This is a genomic window from Vibrio tapetis subsp. quintayensis (assembly GCF_030409945.1).
GTDB classification, from domain to species: domain Bacteria; phylum Pseudomonadota; class Gammaproteobacteria; order Enterobacterales; family Vibrionaceae; genus Vibrio; species Vibrio quintayensis.
The window spans coordinates 1-16,072 of the sequence record NZ_JAUFQV010000019.1 but is presented as its reverse complement, the minus strand read 5'-3'; the positions used below and the strand labels follow the sequence as shown (position 1 = coordinate 16,072).

General features: G+C 39.6%; 10 protein-coding genes. 5 read left to right on the top strand and 5 right to left on the bottom strand.

Translation table 11 applies throughout. The annotated features are described in order from the left end of the window. Positions 1 to 505 precede the first annotated feature (505 nt). The 3 genes from QWZ04_RS07775 to QWZ04_RS07765 form a co-directional block, all read right to left on the bottom strand. Complete coding sequence (locus QWZ04_RS07775) at positions 506 to 2,542, bottom strand: DUF262 domain-containing protein (protein WP_290326659.1); 2,037 nt, start codon at positions 2,540 to 2,542, stop codon at positions 506 to 508. Next, on the bottom strand, positions 2,535 to 3,965 hold the full coding sequence (locus QWZ04_RS07770) for a DUF262 domain-containing protein (RefSeq protein WP_290326657.1): 1,431 nt from the start codon (positions 3,963 to 3,965) through the stop codon (positions 2,535 to 2,537). Before QWZ04_RS07770 ends, QWZ04_RS07775 begins: the two co-directional genes overlap by 8 nt. A 263-nt stretch (positions 3,966 to 4,228) precedes the next feature. After that, the gene (locus QWZ04_RS07765; protein WP_494338493.1) at positions 4,229 to 5,080 is read right to left on the bottom strand and encodes a BrxR family helix-turn-helix transcriptional regulator; all 852 of its coding nucleotides are present in this window, start codon (positions 5,078 to 5,080) and stop codon (positions 4,229 to 4,231) included. A gap of 273 nt (positions 5,081 to 5,353) precedes the next feature. Here QWZ04_RS07765 and QWZ04_RS07760 point away from each other — a divergent pair, with 273 nt between their 5' ends. From QWZ04_RS07760 to QWZ04_RS07740, 5 genes are all read left to right on the top strand, one after another. Next, positions 5,354 to 9,121 carry an ATP-binding protein gene (locus tag QWZ04_RS07760; RefSeq protein ID WP_290326653.1) on the top strand — a complete coding sequence of 1,256 codons (3,768 nt, stop codon included), beginning with the start codon at positions 5,354 to 5,356 and terminating at the stop codon, positions 9,119 to 9,121. A 134-nt stretch (positions 9,122 to 9,255) separates the two neighbouring features. Then, positions 9,256 to 9,759, top strand: coding sequence for a hypothetical protein (locus QWZ04_RS07755; protein WP_132744040.1), 504 nt, complete (start codon positions 9,256 to 9,258; stop codon positions 9,757 to 9,759). Then, positions 9,760 to 10,998 (top strand): hypothetical protein, encoded by a 1,239-nt coding sequence (locus tag QWZ04_RS07750; RefSeq protein WP_290326644.1) that lies wholly within the window; start codon positions 9,760 to 9,762, stop codon positions 10,996 to 10,998. It begins immediately after the preceding gene. Then, positions 10,998 to 11,858, top strand: coding sequence for a DUF7281 domain-containing protein (locus QWZ04_RS07745; protein WP_290326642.1), 861 nt, complete (start codon positions 10,998 to 11,000; stop codon positions 11,856 to 11,858). The genes QWZ04_RS07750 and QWZ04_RS07745 overlap by 1 nt, the downstream gene beginning before the upstream one ends. 301 nt (positions 11,859 to 12,159) lie before the next feature. Then, a complete protein-coding gene (locus QWZ04_RS07740; RefSeq protein WP_290326640.1) occupies positions 12,160 to 13,335 on the top strand; it encodes a hypothetical protein in 1,176 nt (391 codons plus the stop codon). A gap of 145 nt (positions 13,336 to 13,480) precedes the next feature. Here the strand turns inward: QWZ04_RS07740 and QWZ04_RS07735 are convergent, their stop codons facing one another. Both QWZ04_RS07735 and QWZ04_RS07730 read right to left on the bottom strand, forming a co-directional pair. Then, a complete protein-coding gene (locus QWZ04_RS07735) occupies positions 13,481 to 14,377 on the bottom strand; it encodes an HNH endonuclease (RefSeq protein WP_290326638.1) in 897 nt (298 codons plus the stop codon). Beyond that, the gene (locus QWZ04_RS07730) at positions 14,377 to 15,948 is read right to left on the bottom strand and encodes an AAA family ATPase (protein ID WP_290326636.1); all 1,572 of its coding nucleotides are present in this window, start codon (positions 15,946 to 15,948) and stop codon (positions 14,377 to 14,379) included. The genes QWZ04_RS07735 and QWZ04_RS07730 overlap by 1 nt, the downstream gene beginning before the upstream one ends. Positions 15,949 to 16,072 lie beyond the last annotated feature (124 nt).

The window sequence follows — 16,072 nt, the reverse complement described above, 5'->3', positions numbered from 1 at the left end:
GCTAAGATGTTTGACTAGCCTTACAGGAGCAGAGCACTAGTTAGATTTCGGGTCACCTAGTCACCTCCGAAGGCTGTCTTTTAATTGGAATTATGTTCTTAAAAACAACATTATGCTGAGAAAAGTAGATAAACTTAAATCAACTAACTCCCCTTATATTAGAGATCAAAATCTGTAAACAAAAAAAACGCCCCCACAAGTGAGGGCGTGATATCACCGAATTACCTTTTGTATATACGCTTTTCGCAGTCGCTCTAACTTTAAACTTCTCCCGAAGTACCTACATAATTTGGCGATAGAGCGGGTGGAAGGGCTTTTTCAATTCGACTAATCCTTCTCTTACCTAAGCCTATTGTAGCTAAAGTCCCGCTTGTAAACCATGATTGGGGCGAAGAATACTGAAATGACCGTTTTCAGGTGAAGCTTCTACGCTGAATAAGCTCCTACTTGATAGCCTGTTTGTCTATCTAAAAGGAGTCAACTAAGTCTGTGGCGATTGTCAACATTACTCATAGCTAAACTCCTTTTTCGAGTCGTCAACTAAGACGCTTAACATATCTTGTTCGTGTGCGGAAATTTGAGCATCGCTCCACTCGTTAGCGCTATTCATTGCCTTAATCATTTCATACAGCTTAAGGGTATCAATGCTCTTATCTACGATGGCTGCTTTGAAATGATCGCGTTTAGCAGTTGGTAGTAAGTTGCTCAATTTTGAATTTTTACTGTGGCTAATTAAACATAGATTACCAAAACGATGTAAAACATTACCAGGCAGGATGCGATGCCCATCAAGAGGGTGCTGTGGATAAAAGTGTTCTACAGAACTTCGAAAGGTAAACTCAAATTGGGAGATAACACTATCCATCGCATTTTGTATGCCATCACACCAAAGCAAATAATCGAGATAGTTAAACACTAAGTTATTTTCAATTACGCCATAGCGTAGCTTTTTCATTGCTGGTTGGCTTGTCGAATCAAATTCCGAGTAGCCCACATTTTTATAAATCATGTGGTAATAATCTGAGGGTTCCACACTTAAAAATCGACCATATACAAACTGGCGAGCTAGGTTTTCTAGTTTCTTCAAGTATTGGCGAGGAGTAACTCTGTCCATACTGAATAAATGGAATAGTGCGCCATTTAGCCAGTGCTTATAAACGAGTGTGGGTGTTGAAACGTGTAATGCACTTAACAACATTAAAACCTGACGGTTTATCCCTTCAAAACCATCTTCATCATCTTGCTCTTTGCTGTCATCAAAAGTATTGATATAGCTTTGGCTTTTAGCATTGTAAAAGTGTAGCTTCTTCAAACTCCACTTATCTTTGCCATCACTAAATTCGCGCTTAATGATGTATTGGTCAAATAGGTATTTGCACTTGAGTAGTGCAAATACAAAGTCTTTTACTGCTTTGATTTTGTTATTATTATCATTTAAATAGGCATCAAACTGCTCTAACAAGCGTTTGTCGTCTAACGCGATATCTTGCTCGGTTAAAACCCTCAAAACATGGAGCAAGAAGTTTGAAAAGTTAATCACACTATTAAACCGCTCTGGCGTTAGCGTAATATCAGTACCAGAAGGCGATAGCGGTGGCTTGGCTAGTATGTCATTGAGCGAAAGCGATACACTTTTAGGTTGCTCGTTTTGTTTTGTTGCTACATTTTCAATAGTCGCAGCTAACTCAGCGTAGTTTGTTGGTGTAAATTGCCCCCAATCCTCTTTACCAAATATATTATGCCTCTCGTCTGGGCTAAAACCATACTGAACATAACGTTCCATATTGGCGGTTGCGTCCCACACTTTACTGAGTAGAAGTACGTGTTGTGCTCTCTCATCTTGGTCTTCAATGTTATTGAATACCGACATTAACCTTGCTTTAACCACTTCGTGTTTTTCAAGTTGTTCACCTCGATTGTTCATAACCTCAAAGTAATGGTTCAAATCAGTATCTTTAGGAACAAAAACACGTGCTATTTCTACTTTTTCGAAAAGGTAATTGCAGAACCCTTGAAGCTTGTCGCCTAAAGCTATCAACCCTTTCTCAAGAAGTGCGTAACCATTTACTACATCAAGGTTATAGTCATCGGTTTTCAAGTACTCTAAGGCCACACCCTGTATCAAGCTAGCAAAGGTATCTGACGATTTCTGACGGCTCTCAAAATTCAGGTTTGCCACGTCATACCAACTCATATCGACAACAGTTTTACTTGCGGAAGATAAGCGTTTAAGTGCAAAAATGAGTAAAGTGAGCGTGGTAAAACGTTGCTGACCATCAATCACTTCAAAGTTGCCATCCTTACGCTCAAATACCACTAAAGTGCCAATATAATAGGATTGATTAGGTTTATTTTGTTGGTAGTCCAATACGTCTTGTATTAACTGGTTGATTTCACCCTCACCCCAAGCGTAGTTACGTTGGTACATAGGTACTAAATAACGGCTAGTATCACTTAATAGTGCTTTAACGTTATAGTTTTGAATTACTGTACTAGTGCTTTGATTACTGCGCTGCATTTGTGGCGTTTGCTGGTTACTCATAGTACTTCATTTCCTTAAACAGTTCGGTAATCTCAGCAAGTTTAGTTCCCTTACAATCTGACGCCTTAAGTGTCATTAGCGGCCAACTTAAAACATCACTTGGCTGCACCGCTTGCTTGATGCGCTCGAACACATTTTGCGTGAGTGCATGTTTATCCATTCGCTCTATACCGACTACCTGCATTTGTAATCGGCAGCTATATGCCCAAATAAATAGCTTTTCTATGGCCTGTGAGAGTTCATGTGCACCAAACTTGTCTAAATAGAAAATCACCGCGCAATCAAACAGAGTACGAACATAACCATCACCTGTGCGGGTGCGAGAACCGTAGGTATTAAGAGTATGTAGAATCTGACAAGCTAAAGGCTCTAGGTCGTGATCTAATATGCGTATAGCTTGTTTTGAATCTATATTTTTCTCTTTTATTGAATAGTTACGCTCGCCACTAACTATCTCAGCAATCTTATGTTGATAATGACTGGTCATTTCAAAAAATCGTCTGCCGTTGATAATCATCTGGTCAAGATGGAATGGAAAACTCATACGCTGATGGTCAATATAACGTTGGTACTGGCCGTTATACTCATCAACAAAATGGTGAGAAATACGAAATGGCTCAACGTAAGGGTAAAGCCCAACCTGCTCAAGGTTCACCCCTTTGAATAGACTCACTTGTGATTTATTAAAATACTGTGCCGATTTACCCTGTGCCCAGTTGCGAATACGGAACAAATAGTTGGCAAACAGCCGTGCTAATTGCTCGCTCTCCAAGCTTTCCCAATGGCTGACTGAGTTGGCCTTTAAATCTACTTCACTTTGCGAAAACTCTCGCAAGTGAAAGGCTTTTAATAAATCGTGTGGGTCTAAATCTCTGCCTCTGGCATTTTGCGAATCAAAAAATTGAAACGCTTCAGATATATCGTCCAGAACAAAGGTAACTACTTCACAGCGGTTCAAAAGAAATTCAATATCTGCTTCAGTAAAATCACAGCGTGCCATCGCACGTTTTGCCGCCATAAAGTTTTGATGCAAATTTCGATGTGAAATATCACTATTGAAGGTTTGTCGTTTTAAAAAGGCATTTACAGGTTCTTTAAGGGAGGTAAGTGTTTCTTTAACATCTTGGCGCTTTAAGCCTGCTAAGCGTTCTTCTAATAGGGCTTTTACCAGAAGCACCAGCGTTAGTGTGCGCTGCTGTCCATCAACAATATCAAGCTTTTCTGAGTATCCATCTGAGTGTTTGTGAAACACTACAGAACCCAAACGGTAAGCTGATTTTTTTCGATACACCTTTAAGTCATTGAGTAAATCAGCCAAGTTTTCTTGCGACCACTTATAAGGTCGCTGGTAGGCAGGAATAGTTAATTGAGGTAAAGACAACAGCGTCTTTACCTGAGTAACTTGTTTGTCTAAATTGTCCATAGGCGTTATTCCTTACGCTTTACCAACGGTTAATCACATTGCATAAACAATTTAAATTGTTTCATATTCTGCGACAATAGCTGTCCCTATCGAGGTCGATTATAATCGGATGAAAAGGTACAGTGTTTTTGGGTATCAAAGCCTAAGGCTTATTAAAAATAAAAAAATCAACGATTTCTATGTCGATGCCTAATTTTCAAGAGATTCCAAATTTTCGAAGCTGAATGAAAGAGCATTTGTAACCATTGGGTTGTTACCATCTTTTAATACCCAGGAACTAACGCCTGAATAGAATCTACATTTTCTAGCTCGTGCCTATTCATCAACTGCAAGTTGAAAGCATGCGGCGGCAAAGAAGCATCAGGCGTACAGTCTACGTGAAGGTCATTGAGCACGTAGCCCGCTAACGCTTCATTGATTGTAATGTTTCGTACGTATTGACCTTCCATACCAAGATCAATGGCTAAGTCATTTCTATTTTCATGCTTAGAGTGTGGTGCAACACTTAAGACGACATCACGGTTCCAAAGAGAATCGTCCTCTATAGTCTTGTCGTATGAGCAGTCAGTTTGCTCAGCCTTAAGAATTCGACTGATTCTAAAGCACAGGAATTTACGTCTTTTACTATCCCAAGCACGGATGTGCCAAGCCCCAAGTCCTTTGAATAGAGAATGAGGTGTAAGGGTTCTAGTTTCGGTGCTAGTTGAGGAGCTGTACAGGACAGAAATACAGTGTTTATTCAGGATCGATCTTGTGACTTGAGAGACGATATCAATTGATATCGAATCTAACACTGTCGCGAAGCTGCTTACACCATAAGTTGTTACTGGAATAGAGTTTAGCTCCTGCCCCCACGCTATTAATCTAAGAGCGGCTTCTGGTTCATGCTCAAAAGCAGGGCTAAACGATGCTGACCTCATATATGCTCGTATGCTTTCGTTGAAAACCGTGTTATTGGGGCAGCGTTCCTTGTAAACGTTAAAAGAACGGCTGGCTGTAGCAACGGCGATATCACCGTGCTGAATAAGGTCGGATCGATTCACTTTCCCGAAGAAGCAAAGATAGAAATCAATAAGCCTTAGTCGTTTTGTTTGTGGAGATTCAACACAACGCACAATGAGTACCCTTATCAAAATGAACTGTACTAATTTACTCTAACGAATCTTTTGATACCAGTGTAATATAAAATCAGTTGATTATCTGACCGCTAGTAGACACGTTACACTCGGCTCTTATGGGTGTTGAGGCATTTCTCTTTTAAAATGCCTCTTAACTCTAGTGGAAGTTGGAAGCGCAAATAACGGACTAACTTAATGGCAGCCGAGTCAGTAAGTTTGTCGTAAATCATTCACTAGCCGAGGGGTTGAGAATATCTCTACCGCATTGTAATGAAAGAAATAAATAAAACTGAAACGAAGAGTTCAAAGCTACTAGGAATCGTACTTTTTCACTCATTTATCCCTGGAAAGTTATTCAAGGTCAAAGCTATTGGGCATAGCAACAATACAGGTGATAACGGAGCTGGCAAGTCTACTTTATTAAGCTTATTACCTGCGTTCTATGGAGCCGATCCAAGTAAGCTGGTGGACAGACAAGCGGATAAAGTTTCCTTCGTTGATTACTATTTACCGACTCCAAAATCTGTCATCGTATTCGAATATGAAAAGCTTGGTGAGAGAAAGTGCTCTGTAATGTATCGGAATGGCTCCAGTGTCGCCTATAGATTTTTGACGGGAACCGCTGAACAATTGTTTTCTCAGCATTTGTACGACGAGCTGATTAAGCAAGGAAGTGAAACTCGAACATGGCTTAAAAACGTTGTGTCTCAGTCAATGTCAGTAAGTTCGCAAATAGAAACAAGCGTCGATTACCGCTCAGTAATTCTAAATAACAAAAAGCGTTTGGCCCATAAGCACCGTGCGGGTAAAAATTTAGTTGCAATCGCTCATGAGTATTCGTTGTGCTCTGCGAACCATAACATGAATCATATCGATATTTTGACGGCGACAATGATGCGCCATAAGAAAATGTTGAGTCGTTTTAAGACGATGATTGTAGATTGTTTCTTGAACAATACATCGATGGACGATGTCCCATATAAGAAAGAGTATATCAACCTAGCAAATAGCCTAGACGTATTTGTTCAACTAGACACTAAAAAGAGCAAGTTCGATGAAGCAGTTGCAAATAAAGACAGCCTTGAAGAGTACATCAAGCAATTAAACTCGTACCGAGCTCAAATCTCTTCTTACCTGCATCAACTGGCATTTAGTGACACTCAGTTGTCAGACAAGATTCGTTCGCAGAAGGTGTTGTACAGCTCGTTGGTCGGTGATAGGAAAGACCATCTTCAAAAGCTCGACACTGAGTTAAGCATTCAACGGACTGAGTTTGAAAGGAAATCCAAGGTTGTTGATGCTATTTACAATAAGCGTGACAAGTATGAAAGTGAAGATGATATTTTGGGGAAAATCACGCTTTACAATAGCTTGAGCGATATGCTGAAGGAAGCGGAATCGGCCAAGAACCATTACGACAATCTACTGGAAGATGTACAAACAGAAGAAAGTACATTTAACGCTCAGGTTCAAAAACTGGAACTCGAATGTTCTGATTTCCGCTCTCGCAAGCACCAAGAAATCAATAGCATACTTAAAACTAGGGAAGAGATATTCGAGCACAAGTCTGACCGTATAGAGGCGATGCAAAGTGACCTTAACCTTGAAAGAAAAAGGTTGCAAGATGAGTTCGATGAACAGTCTGAAAAGATAAGACAAGAACAAGTTCGACTTGCAGTTCTTGAAGGACAATCTCTTGAGTTCACACAAGAACAAAAGGGTGAGTTACGTAGTCTGGAAAATGATCTTGAGGGTAAGCGCCAAGACCTTAGTGTTTCGCAAAGTGTAGTAATTCATTTAAATGAGCAACTTCGTCAAGCAACCAAAACTCATGAGGGCAGTCTATCGGCTTACCATGCTTGTAGGGATGAGCTGAAAGAAATCTCAGATGAAATCATTTCTGTAAGTCGTGCATTGTTGCCCACAAAAGGGTCACTCAACGAGTTTTTAGAACAGAAACTTCCTGATTGGCGTTGCAATATAGGTAAAGTAATCGACCCTAACTTGTTAAATTCAAAGAATCTAAAGCCGATTTTTGACCTCGATACGACTGAGTCAATGTTCGGTCTTCATCTGGATCTTGATTCAATTGCGCTTCCTGATTTTTGTCTTAGTGAAGAAAAGCTTTCAGAGCGTCTGGATACTTTAAAAATTAAAGAATTGGAAACAGAAACACGCAAAGAGAAAGCTAAGAGTCGAGCCAAAAGTGATGAGCAAGAAACAGAGAATCTTCAGAAAGAAGTAAAAATTCAGAGTCAAAGATCAAAAGTCTTTGAGGATGAACTGAGTAAGCTTAACCTCCTAAAAGATCAAAAGATAGGCCAGTTTGAAAGTGATGCTGAAAGTCGTACATACGAAGTTAAGAAACAAAAAAGCGTACTAGAGTCTGATTTTTTTGCCATTAAGTCCGAGTTGAAAGCAAACCTTGAAAATGAAGAACAGCGCCACCAACAGGAGCGTGTTCAGGTAAAAGCTAACTTTGACTATAGGTTGTCAGAAGAAGACGCGAAAAAAAGTGCTATTGAAGCTTTGATCAAAGATAAAGAAACGGTGACTTCAGACAGAATCAGAGACTGCAAGTTAACGTTCAACCATGCGTTGATGAATAAAGGCGTAGATCCAGTCAGCATCGAGAGTGCCAAGTCGAAGTGGGGTGCGCTCGAGCGCCAGTGTGAGGAAATCAAATCTTTTCAAGCTTTAATTATCGACTACCACACTTGGCTCGAAGCAGAATGGAAATATATTGATACTTATAATTCTGAAAAGCTGGATTTAGAGCGACAGATCGCGAGAGGCGTTTCGAAGAGAGACGATTATGAAAAATCGGTGGGCAGAAAAATCGATGACGTAGCGACTTCAATTAAATTGGATGAACAGGAGCTAATTTCAACCAAAGAGGCTATAGGGCAGCTTACAACTTGTACCAATAACTTGGAAAAAGCGGTCGATGAATCAGATTTAGTTAGTTTAGAAGATGTATCTGTAGATTTAGAGTTTCATTCTGTTGAGCATGCCGTAAGTTTAGTGACAGACAAAATCACTGCTATTAACACGCTTAAGAAAGAAATCGTTAGTAAAGTAAAAGATGTAAGTAACACAATCTTAGGATTGGACGACAACAATGAAATAAAAATGATGTGGGAGCAGATGCGCTCTGCGACCATGACGAAGCTTTCAGAAAATTATGAATATGCTATCAACTACGATAGTCCTCAATTTTCCCTTGCTTGCTTGGGAGACCTTGAAGAGCTTGTCCTAAACGTGATTCCAGATGTTAGGGACGTTAAAATTGAAACTCTTCGTTCAATCTCGACTCAGGTTTCTAACTACCACCAAACCCTTAAACAAGTGAACAGTAAAGTAGATTCAGTTTCGAGCACTTTGGACAAGTCGATTGAAACAGGCAATCCTTTCCCTGCTATCGACAGCATACACATCAAACTATCAAGCAAGATCCATACTTTTGATCTTTGGAAAGACCTCAATCTCTTTAGCCTCGAGTTGGATAGATGGTCAGGCGAAACCTCAAGAGGTCTGCCTTCCAAAGCGTTTCTTGCTTCTTTCAAGCAATTGTTGGCTTCATTTAAAGAGGCTCAGATATCTAAAAACCTAGAGTCTTTGGTCGAGATGGAGATAACGATTGTTGAGAATGGACGTCCAGCAGTGGTTCGAAATGATGAAGATCTAGAAAAGGTCGGCTCCGAAGGGATTTCCAAACTAGCTATTATCGTTGTTTTCTGTGGGATGACTCGATTCTTGTGCCAGGATGAAGACGTTGTTATTCACTGGCCGCTAGACGAATTAGGGAAAATCTCTATTTCTAACCTGGCCATTTTATTCGACATGATGGCTCAAAAAGGTATTTGCTTGTTCACTGCTCAGCCAGATCTACATCCAGCCACTTACAAATACTTCGCGACTAAAAATCACATAGTGAAGAATGTAGGTGTTAAATCATTTATTGGCGGACGTAGAAGCAAAGTCAATCCATTGCTTTCTGAGTCGAAGAAAAATCAGTCTATAGAGGTGGTTGAATGAATAAGTTCGAATCGGTTTTCCGACTGCTCATGAGTAAAAAAGTGATCTGTGAGTATGCGACTCCTATTGAGTTCACATATTTATCCGATACCAGAAATCGAAGTGACATGAACCAATACTTGTGTCGAATAAGTATGACAACAGTCGAAACACAAGACGGGCTAGGTTTTTACTGTGGATACGAGAACATAGATAACACACGTAAAAAAAACGAAGTACTAAAAGACTTTGAAGTTTTTTCGCAGACAATGGAAGGGATAATAGCTTGGCTAAAGCTAGCCAGAAATATTGACTCAGACTCAAGACCTATAATGGCTGGTGGCAAACTATCGGAGTCAGAGTTACTCGCAGCAATAGAGGAAAGTAACTCTCTTCAAAATCAGCTTGATCATATTGCACATAAACTTAAAAGAGCTCATAAAAGCAAAGAGAGTAAAACGAAGCTGCGGTCGATCTTAGATTACCTTGTCCAAGAAGGATATTTTGTATCTCCATCCTCAACTGGTTCTCTTTTTATTGCTACAGCGAAATGGTCGCTGCTTTATGAGACTTTGGAGTTTATCGCTACTAATGAAGGGATGCTGGAAATCGAAGCTGATGCTGAAAACCAACTAGATACTCAAATGGGGTTAATTTAGATGTCTCGACAGGTGGAGTCAAAAGAAGCCGTACGAGCGCTGAGTACTCATACTGAGGTAGTAGACGAGGCTTGCTATGAGCATGCTGGAGTACTTCATTATAGTGAAAGCAATAAGGCTGCAATCGCTGCGCTTACAAAGCATCAGTTAGCGTATGACTTAGATGATGAACATGGAGTCCAAATCCATTCGTCTGTTAAGCGTTTACTAGATAGGGTGACTAGCCGTTATAGATTCAGAGAACGTCATGGTGAGTTTTCTAATCAGATTGAAAATTTGGACTATGCCGTTGATAGTTATAGACGAGTTAAGGATTTTAATGACGATAAAAAACAAAACTATTTAGATGAAATTCGAGAGATAACCGTCGAGATAAATGACGCCTTGGTTGAGACTGTGTCTTCTTTTCATAGGATCGTTGCGGATGAATTTAGCATGGTCACTGATGTTGATGACAAAATTCGCCAAATCGGTCGATGCAAACGTGAGATCGGTAGAATCAATGATATCTTCGAGCACTTAAGTGTGAAAAAGCTTAGGGAGTGGGTACAAACTGATATTCATCTTGAGAGAATCCTTCTTAAGGTACTTAAATCTAAAATCGATCTAGCATTGAAGGATTTAAATGTATCAAACAAAAAAATGGTCGATATGTTGGCAAAGCTTCAGCGAGATAAGAAATCGTCCAAGCTTAATCGTATTATTGATGTTTTTGCAATTAAATTCCAAGATGACAAAACCTTCTCTCCATCCATAGATTCAATTGAATGCTTGCCTGACTGCTTGTCTCAGGTTTCGGAAACGGAAGTACGAGCCTATGGAAATACTAACAGTGAACTCCAAGCTGATGACTTAATCGATTTGGCCGTGAGGGCTCTTGCTAGCGGTGAGCGGAAGAAAGGTAAAGCTTCAGATTTAGACAGTATCGAAGTCATGGATGTCCGTGAAGATGAGGAAGAGTTTGAACTTAATGAGGTAGACGAAGCGTTGGAATTAATGTTTGAGGCTATTAAAGCTGATCTGAACATTCTCCCTCTGTCTGCTGCGCAAAGCTATATGATGTTTGACCTTAATATAGAATTAGAAGACTGGCTTTTATTGGTCGATGGATACATTAGTGCGCAAAAAATTGGTTTGAAGAGCATTGTCCAAATCAAGGAAGAAAGAGAAATAATACTTCCTTATGACGGTAATGTGATTATTAGTGACATTGTTTTTGAAGCAATCGGTGGTGCTTAATGATGTTATCTCGATCGTTAATTAATGCAGCTAAGAGGATTGTTGCCAGTTCTAGGGAGAGGATATCTGCCAACAAGTCCAATACTGAAGTTTGCAGACTCGTGGAAGTAGGGGTTGTTAGTGGCAATTCAATTCTCGTATCCCGCTCCGAATTGAGGGAAATTGATAATTATTTTACTTCTGCATTAGGGCAAAATTTATTGACCTTTCAACAGTGTAGTAATTCAAGATTGGACGCAGCAGGCCCTAGTATTAATGAGAAATCAGCTAAAGGTGGTGTGTTTCAGCAGCTAATTAGCTTAGCTGGTAATGTGAATATCCCGTTAAAGAACCAGCCAGATGTACCGAAAGAAGCTAGCTATATTGTTTCTGTAGAATTGGATGACCTTGATTTCCAGCGTTTTAGCCGTGTCCTCATTATTGAAAATGGTGAGCTTATTGTGCGATGGAGAGACGTCGTACACTCCTTACCTGCGGAATGGCAATCCGCAGTGCTCGTCTACCGTGGTCACGGAAAGAACCAAAAAGACCTACCTACTATGATTGAGTGCTTTGACAACAATGATGTTGAGGTGGGTTTTTTCTTTGATTACGATCCAGCAGGCTTAGATATGATCGACCAACTAAGTAATGATAAACATCATTGGATTGTACCTGTCAAAAATCTGGAGTTGTTCCAAAGTATCAACAAGCTAGATGAATTTTTGAAACAACTAGAACAGCTTGATAGGCTAAAGAACAGAGTTGTTAGCGCATCAATACGAAAGCATTTAGCCTTCATTGAGAAGAATACATTGGCTATTACGCAAGAGCACTTGATCCGAAATCAGTGCGTTTTAGTGAGCCTCCCCCTCAAGTAGTTACGAGGTGTAAATTACACTCAACAAAAAGGCGAACCAACTGGTTCACTTTTGTCTATTTGGGTTCTTGATCACAGATATGTAAGTTGAAAACTATCAGTCGTCATAACACTCATTACACAAAAGCTTGGTCAGTAGAAACGTTACTGCGCGTGCTAACTGATTATCTAGATAGATCTATCACTATGGTCTAGAAACTTTGAGATGAGTAGCATGTATTTGTTTAATCAATGAAAACTAGTCTTGAAATTGAAATGTATCTAGATACTGTTTATGTATACAGTTTTTAGGAGAGGGTGGTATGTCATTAAAAAGTGTTAGACCAAAGAAAGCGTATGTAAAGCGGTATTCTGAAGATGGCAGCATAGGCAATTACCAAGAGGATAGCATCTCAGGCGAGCATAGCCTTGTAAGCATCGATAAGGCTATACGCATAGCGAAAGACCATCCCAAATTGCACAAGAGAAGGCACTATATGAGCTTGCATCCTAACCCAGATGATAGGTATCGGCTTAGAGTTCATACAGTAAACAAACAATTCGAGCATTACAGTAAAGGTGAACCTGAGTTGGCTATTGGCAGGAATTATGACGAGTCAATGACTCATAAGTGTGCAGTCGAAGCTCTTTCTCGAATGCAGCACATGAAATTCATATTTGTTGGCGATTGCAAACATAAGCCTTTGGAATTTGACTTCACCTCGGTACGGAAAGAGCCGTGCTTGAAATTACCCAATAGCGCGATCTATTACCCTGATGTTCTTTGCACTTTCGAAGAAGATCATGAAATGTATGATAAATGGGGAGGCAAGCTGGCTATCGAAGTTAAATACAAGCATGGTTGTGAATCATACAAGATAGAAGACTTCATGTTTCACAATATACCAGTACTTGAATTAATCATAAAAAATGACACGTTTCGGCAGTTCCCCGCTGAAAGGCCTGATTGGCTAGAGGAGCGCTTATGGGGCCCCGAACTAGTTGAAAAGCATATTAATGATCTCATTTCATACTTTGAAGAAGGGATTTACGTAACTCTTATCGTCAATCCAATATCTACAAGGGTACACCACAAAGTAGTGCGTAAATTGGTTAGTGATTTTCATGAAAACAAAAGACTCTGGGAGCAACAAATTGAGGAGTCTGATTCAAAAGTAAAGTTATTTTCGAATGAGTTGAACTCCGAGAGAGCTCACATTCGAAGATTAAAGAGTGAAGTAGAGTCATCAGAACAAAAACTTCAGCGTATACAGAGTAAGAAACAAGAAGAGATCGATAAGCAGTCGATAGCCCTCGAACACTTCCGAAATAGTATCTTACGTGAAAAAAAGAAGAACCAGATTAAGAATTGGATTTGCTATATCTTTGCAGCAACTATGGTTTTGTTACCTAATCTTGTTATTACATCATTAAATGAAGTTTTTTCCATTATCTTCTCTTTGCATAGTGAAATTGCCTCAATATTCGATTTTCTCTAAAAGCTCGAGACTAATATTCTCGAAGGTCAGTTTTGGGTTGAGCGTTTTTCTGAGGCTTGTGAGTAGCTTGGACTAGGTAATTCACTTGAGACGAGGTGTTAGCCTCGCCTTCAGCATGTTCTAGTTTAAATATCTATAAGTTACTTCAACAGCCTACATATGCGTAAAACTGTTCGCTTTCGTTAAGTGCAATATACATGACTTTTTTCCAATGGTTGTCAAATAGCCCCCCTTCGACAATTGGCTCAAATATTGTCTTTTGAATCGAACTTTTTATAACCGCAAGTTCAATATCAGGAACAATCGACGTCAGGTTGATTACAGATGCTTTAGCTTGATCAATCACTTCGCTTAAGTGTTTTGCTGCTTCGATCTGATATCTATGTGCTAAGTCTAAATCTTTAAAATGCTTATGTGCTCGGAGCTGATCTTTTTCTGTCCAAGTAGCAGGTGGTTCAACCCAATACTCGATTGCGCCTGGCTCTCCCTGTATGTACCTTGCGAATACCCATTGCACTGAAGAAAAAATGTCCTTGTCTGTATAGGGGTGAATAAGTTGATGTTCTTCTATTGTCGCAAAGCCCTGTCCTTTTCCGTCCATATTACAATCTCGGCAACATGGAACTAAGTTGAAGGGCAGCACAGAGTATTGTGGGAAATGGGCTTTGGGTAAAAAGTGGTCTAGGTTTCTGGGACGGCCTATACCTCCACACATAGGGCATTTTTCTTCCGCGGATGCTAGTAGCTCTTCGTAGATCTCTCTTCCAGGTTTATCTGGGTCTAATAGGTAATACTCGTAAAGGCGAATTAGTTTCTTTTTAGTTAGTGGGTTAACGACAATAGTGTTATTGGGTTGACCACTAATACTTGGAATTGAAAAAAGTTGTCCAATTACAGCTAGATCGGAGTATTGCACACCCAATTCCAGCAATTCCTCTTCAGCTTCCGAAAAGCGGTCTATATCGTTTCTTCTATTAATCCCTTCTTTAATTTTTTCTAATACATCAGAATGTGATAGATATGGGTGCTCAAGCTTCTTCATTAATCAATATCCTTATCTCGTTTAAGGATAAGGGCTTTCAAAATAGCTCGACCTTCGAGCCCTAGTCTGTTTTTGTAACTTTCTAGGATATTGTCATAAGTACCACCTTCTCCCACGGAGTCTTTCAATAGTTGATGGTATCCAGAATTTTTAACTTCCAAGCGGAATATTTCCCTAGTTAAAACACCTACATTTTCACCGAAAGTTTCATGTTCAGGTCTATAAGGTTCGACAGTTTTTCCCACTCGATTTATTACCCAAACACTCCTCTTAGGAATTTCTTGAAGTACCACTGGTGAATGCGTTGCAATGATAGCAACAGCGTTAAGATTAAATAGTAAGTCGCTGAGAGCTCTCAGAAATGCAGATAGAAGGGGAGGGTGTAAATGTCCTTCGGGCTCATCAATAAGGACTAAAGTCTTCTCTTCTGTCTTTGCTACAAGTTGGGTAAGCGTAAATAATACAATTGAATGACCAGAGCTTAGTGAGTTTAGTTTAGGTAGTACTAAATCAAGCAGTTTTGCTCTAAAAACTCTACTATCAACTTGCCCTTCGGTTTCGCGTTTCAAGTTTACGTAGTCAGAATACATAGACCTTAAGTTCATTTGTTCGAAGTTTTCATCAGAATTTAGTTTGCAAATAGTATCTTTCCACAGTTGACGCTTGCTTCTTTTACGAAAGCAGTTAACTAATGATTTGATGAAATCATGTCTCAAATCATCAATACTCCTTAATCTACGTTCATTGTCTGGGTCTTGGAGACCGATGTAGAAATAACATGTTCCTTTAGATGGATTTGGTTGGTCTTTCGGTGGAGTAAATGGGTCAAATGCACTGAAAGATACGGAGACTAAGCTACTAAAGTAGTCTTGAGATATTGGGGTTTTCTTCCTTCTAACCCTTTCATAGAGAGTGCAATTGGGTTCGCAATTGGTGCCTGTGATTGTCGAGATAATGCCGTTTAAAATAGTTGTTTTACCTGAGCCGTTTCGGCCAATCAGCGCATGTATATTGCTTGGCGGGTTAGTTTCTTTATCCACATTAAAGTTTAGCTCGATCCCACCCATTTCATCAGATTTAGTTCTTGAGAAAGTGAACTTAAAATTAGTTAACTTGGGCTGATCTAGGATGATGCGAGAAAACTCACCTTTTACAGTAGTTAAACTGTGATCTCTCAATAAAGAAGTTTTTAAAACTTCTTCATCTCGAATCTGGTTGATTACATCAGGATTGTTCGCAAGATCGTTTAGTGCTGTGAGGACAGTTTTTTTTGTTTGGGGTGTAAGACTTTTCAAGTTTTGATAGTAATCAGCACTCTCCCCAAGAGAGAAAAAGTCATTTGTAAGTTCTGTAAAAGTATCATTTAGCTTGTGGTAAGTTGGAGTAGTTGTAGTTTGCTCTCGGAAAGCTATCTTCACTAGTCCAATGTCAATTTTCTTTTGCTTTTCTACAACTTCTAACCTGAAGAGAGTTTGAAATGAAAAGTCATTCCAATTGTCTTTACGTAAATATGCGACTGTTTGTGCAGTAAGAGGGATTCTTTCACTTCTCTCGATAACATGAAACTTCATGAATGTTCCTATAAGCTTAATTATATGATCTTGGACAACAGGTTTTCTGTCTATTTGCTAAGTATGACTGTAGTGGCATAGTTAATTTGGCCACCTAGTTAGAGGTGATATCATCACCTCATAA

Excerpts from the sequence above, each read along its gene's own strand:
- QWZ04_RS07775 (WP_290326659.1), bottom strand. The coding sequence starts at position 2,542 with ATGAGTAACCAGCAAACGCCACAAATGCAGCGCAGTAATCAAAGCACT.
- QWZ04_RS07770 (WP_290326657.1), bottom strand. The coding sequence starts at position 3,965 with ATGGACAATTTAGACAAACAAGTTACTCAGGTAAAGACGCTGTTGTCT.
- QWZ04_RS07760 (WP_290326653.1), top strand. The coding sequence starts at position 5,354 with ATGAAAGAAATAAATAAAACTGAAACGAAGAGTTCAAAGCTACTAGGA.
- QWZ04_RS07755 (WP_132744040.1), top strand. The coding sequence starts at position 9,256 with ATGACAACAGTCGAAACACAAGACGGGCTAGGTTTTTACTGTGGATAC.
- QWZ04_RS07750 (WP_290326644.1), top strand. The coding sequence starts at position 9,760 with ATGTCTCGACAGGTGGAGTCAAAAGAAGCCGTACGAGCGCTGAGTACT.
- QWZ04_RS07745 (WP_290326642.1), top strand. The coding sequence starts at position 10,998 with ATGATGTTATCTCGATCGTTAATTAATGCAGCTAAGAGGATTGTTGCC.
- QWZ04_RS07740 (WP_290326640.1), top strand. The coding sequence starts at position 12,160 with ATGTCATTAAAAAGTGTTAGACCAAAGAAAGCGTATGTAAAGCGGTAT.
- QWZ04_RS07735 (WP_290326638.1), bottom strand. The coding sequence starts at position 14,377 with ATGAAGAAGCTTGAGCACCCATATCTATCACATTCTGATGTATTAGAA.
- QWZ04_RS07730 (WP_290326636.1), bottom strand. The coding sequence starts at position 15,948 with ATGAAGTTTCATGTTATCGAGAGAAGTGAAAGAATCCCTCTTACTGCA.